At 45.2% G+C, this 3,389-nt stretch carries 2 protein-coding genes and 1 pseudogene; all 3 read right to left on the bottom strand.

What is annotated here, in order from left to right:
* Positions 1 to 414, bottom strand: a pseudogene (locus tag H8S17_RS15700) (CD1107 family mobile element protein); the annotation flags it as partial.
* The gene (locus H8S17_RS15695; protein WP_186867859.1) at positions 389 to 652 is read right to left on the bottom strand and encodes a DUF4315 family protein; all 264 of its coding nucleotides are present in this window, start codon (positions 650 to 652) and stop codon (positions 389 to 391) included. The gene H8S17_RS15695 and the pseudogene H8S17_RS15700, both read right to left, overlap by 26 nt.
* Positions 653 to 670: 18 nt before the next feature.
* Entirely contained in the window at positions 671 to 3,265 is a 2,595-nt protein-coding gene (locus H8S17_RS15690; RefSeq protein WP_186867858.1) for a CD1108 family mobile element protein, read from the bottom strand.
* Between the last annotated feature and the right edge of the window lie 124 nt (positions 3,266 to 3,389).

Genomic DNA, 3,389 nt, shown 5'->3' with positions numbered 1-3,389 from the left:
GATTGTGATTTTTACACTCGGATTGATATAGGCACATTCCTTGTAATCCTTTGCACACACCTCACAATCTTCATCTACTGCATACTGACTGCATTTTTCCTTGCAGGTGCATTTTGCGGAAGGCTGTGTCTCCTCAGTTGTGCCTTCTGTGGAATTTTCTGTTGTATTCTCCGTGGACTGCTCTGTATGATTTTCTCCACTACCGGAACAGTCCTTGTTATCAGTGCCGGACGCTGTGCTTTCTGCACTGCCTTCTTCTGCCACACTCTCTGTTTTCTGCTCTGCGGTATCCTCCGCATGAACCTCCACAGTATTTGCCCTGTTGGCAAAAAATGCCCCAATCGGCATACAAAAAAGTATTGCCGATAGCATAAAGGACACAACTGCCCTAGCCGATAATCTCCTGTTTTTCATTAGTCGAATCCTCCTTTTCCTGTTCCCGTTTCTGTAATAGATTTCTGACTTCATCCTCACTGAGCTTATTAAGCATCTGCAATCGCTCTGATGAGATTTTATATTTCCGAATGATCTTCATGGCTTCGGCATCCTCCGCCATCTGTTTCTGCTCTGCAAGGTCTTTTTCCTTTGCCTGTAGCTGTGCTATCTGTTCTCTGACCTTTTTAAGCTGTGCATTGATTCTTTCTACTGACAACTGATCTTCCTCCCTTCGCTAATTTAATCTTCCAAAACCATAAAAATGGCTCTGCCAGTAAGAGGTATTGATTGAGGTATACTGGATTGGATCACCACAATGCACCATCGTACCGTTTCCACAATAAATACCAACATGTGTGACGGTTCGCCCTGCATTATAAGTTTTTGTAAAAAATATGAGATCTCCTGCCTTTGCTTCCGATGCGGATACCGAAGTACACTGGTCATAAATGCCCTGTGCTGTGGTTCTTGGCAGGTTATGTACGCCGCTGTTTGAAAATACCCAGCATACAAAACCGGAACAGTCAAAACTTGCCGGAGCTGTGCCGCCAAAAGTATATGGCATTCCCAGATACCTGTTTGCTTCCCGCATAAGCGTCTGCACCGTTGCATCGTCATAGGACTCCGGTGGTATCACATTGCCGGTTCCTCCTCCGGTGCCGCCCGGTGTTTCCCCATAAATGGTCTGCTCTCCTGCCTCAAAATAAAATAACGGGTTATAATACTCCCCGTTATACAAACATTCGATATGAAGGTGGCTTCCGGTACTGCTTCCTGTATTTCCGCTTTTGCCTATATCGTCACCCTTTTTGACACTCTGTCCTGCGGACACATTTAAGCTGTCCATGTGGGCATATTTTGTGGTATATCCCTTACTGTCCGTAATCACCACATAATTCCCATAATAGGAATCGTAAGCCGCTTCCATAACCGTTCCGTCATGTGCTGCATGTACCATGGTTCCAGTCGGTACTGCTATATCCACACCCCTGTGAATCTCCTCGTCTCCTGTGTTTGGATTTTTCCGGTAGCCATAATAACTGCTGATATAGTAATACCAGTAATAATCAATCGGAGAAGCAAAGACCTGCAAGCCGCCTTTTGTCTCCGTATAGGTTTCAAAAATTTCCGTCTGTTCGCTGTCCATGCGTCCGGCTACAATGCTCTCAAGCGGTGTGACCGTAAGTGTGACACGAAGAATTGTTACGGTATATTCTTCTTCCTCCTCATACTCGTATTCCTCGGTACGGGTAGTTCCGTCCGGATTTGTTACTATTCTGGTTCCGGTCTTTGTGACTGTCCTTGTCCGTGTCTCCTCCACTTCCTCGGTAGTGAGTGAATACATGGCATCAAATAATTCCTGAATCTCACTCTCTATTCCTGCGGCAGTAAATTCCGTATGGACTGCGGAAAGATAACTGATCAGTGTGTACGGATCATGCCCGATTGCACCAAGGTTATAATCGTATTCATCATATCCCGGATAATCAGTTTCAATCCGGTCAATCTTATTTTGCAGTTCCATTTCCTTTTCTGTAAAAGATAAATCTGCTGCATCAATCTCTGCCGGAAGGCTAAGATATGTGCTTGCCATCGTTGTTGTCACAGTTCCGGTAAACATGGAACCGCAGCTTGATAGTGCCGACATGATCATAATGAGCAGAAGTGCAAAAATACCCACTGTGATAATCAGTGTTTTATTTTTCGTGGCAATTTCCTGTAACTTCTTTGCAATCCCGGTTGCAGCATTGGCTGTCTTTGTAAATGTTTCCTTTGCAGTCTTGGCTTCTGCTCCTGCCCGCCTTGCCTTGGCATACTCACGCTTGATACGCTGTTTCTGTAGCTGCCTTTGCAACTGCTTCTTTGGACTGTTGCCCTTTAGATGTGGATTTTCACTGATGAATTTCTCATACTCCAGCTTCATATCCGCTGTAACCTGTTTTTTGTGCAATCGTTCTAAGCGGTCACGCTTTCTCTGTGCCTTGCTCTTGCGATGATACTTCATATAGTGGTAAATATCCTCGGCTCGCTGTTCCGTCTTGTGTGCGCCCTCCACAGCAGAATTATCCTTTTCTGTCTCTGCAATCTTGCGATGCACAAAATACATATTTTCGGTCTGGAGCTTGCGAACCGCAGTTTTTCCCAGTCCATCCGGTTTAAATGGCTTCTCCACATCCACCGGAACCACAACATACTTTGCTTTTCCGGTCTGTTCATCAAAGACACGCTTCATCTCATACTGCCGCTTTGTCGGCATCTTGTCCTTTGCTTTCTGCAACTTTCGGCGGTTCTTTTCCGACTTATCAAAAGCCTTCTGTACTTTTTGGTCTGTAAATTCTTCCGCCTGCCCCTGCGAAAATGTGGCATCCTTTGTCTGGAAATCTCCATAATCGGACTGCTTTGTATTTTCTGACTTCGCACGCTCTCTGTGTGCGTGTTCTCTCTGCACACGCCCTTTGTGATATTTTCCTTTTTCCTCAGACCGTTGGTAGGTGTCCCTGACATGAACCTCATTTTCCATCGTGCTGTCAGAATCCCCCGGCTGTTCCTCCTGCATGAAACTGTTTTCCTTTAAGAATGCCTTTTCCGCTTCGGCTTCCAACTTCTGGACGTTGTGACCAGAAGTTGCGTTTCTTCTATGACTGCCATGGTTCGCATCTCTTGGCAGATTGCTCACAGGCTTCATATTGGCATGAAAATGATTTTCCGTAGGAAAGGTGTTATCCTGCCTGTGTTCTGTGTGTTTTGCTCCAGTCACTTCCTTATCCTTGGAAAATGTCTCTTTTTCAAATGCCTTTACTGCCTGCTTCTTCTGTCTTTTTTCTGCCATTTTATACTGCGTCCTCCTTCTGCACCGATTCCTCCGGCTTGGTATTCATAATTCTGTAAGTCTTGGTGTCTGTCGGATATTTGTCTACAAATGGAATTACCACATTGTCAAACAGTATCAGACC

Source organism: Roseburia zhanii (genome assembly GCF_014287635.1).
Taxonomy (GTDB): domain Bacteria; phylum Bacillota; class Clostridia; order Lachnospirales; family Lachnospiraceae; genus Roseburia_B; species Roseburia_B zhanii.
Note: the sequence above shows the minus strand (reverse complement) of the source record. Positions and strands in the feature narration are given on the sequence as shown.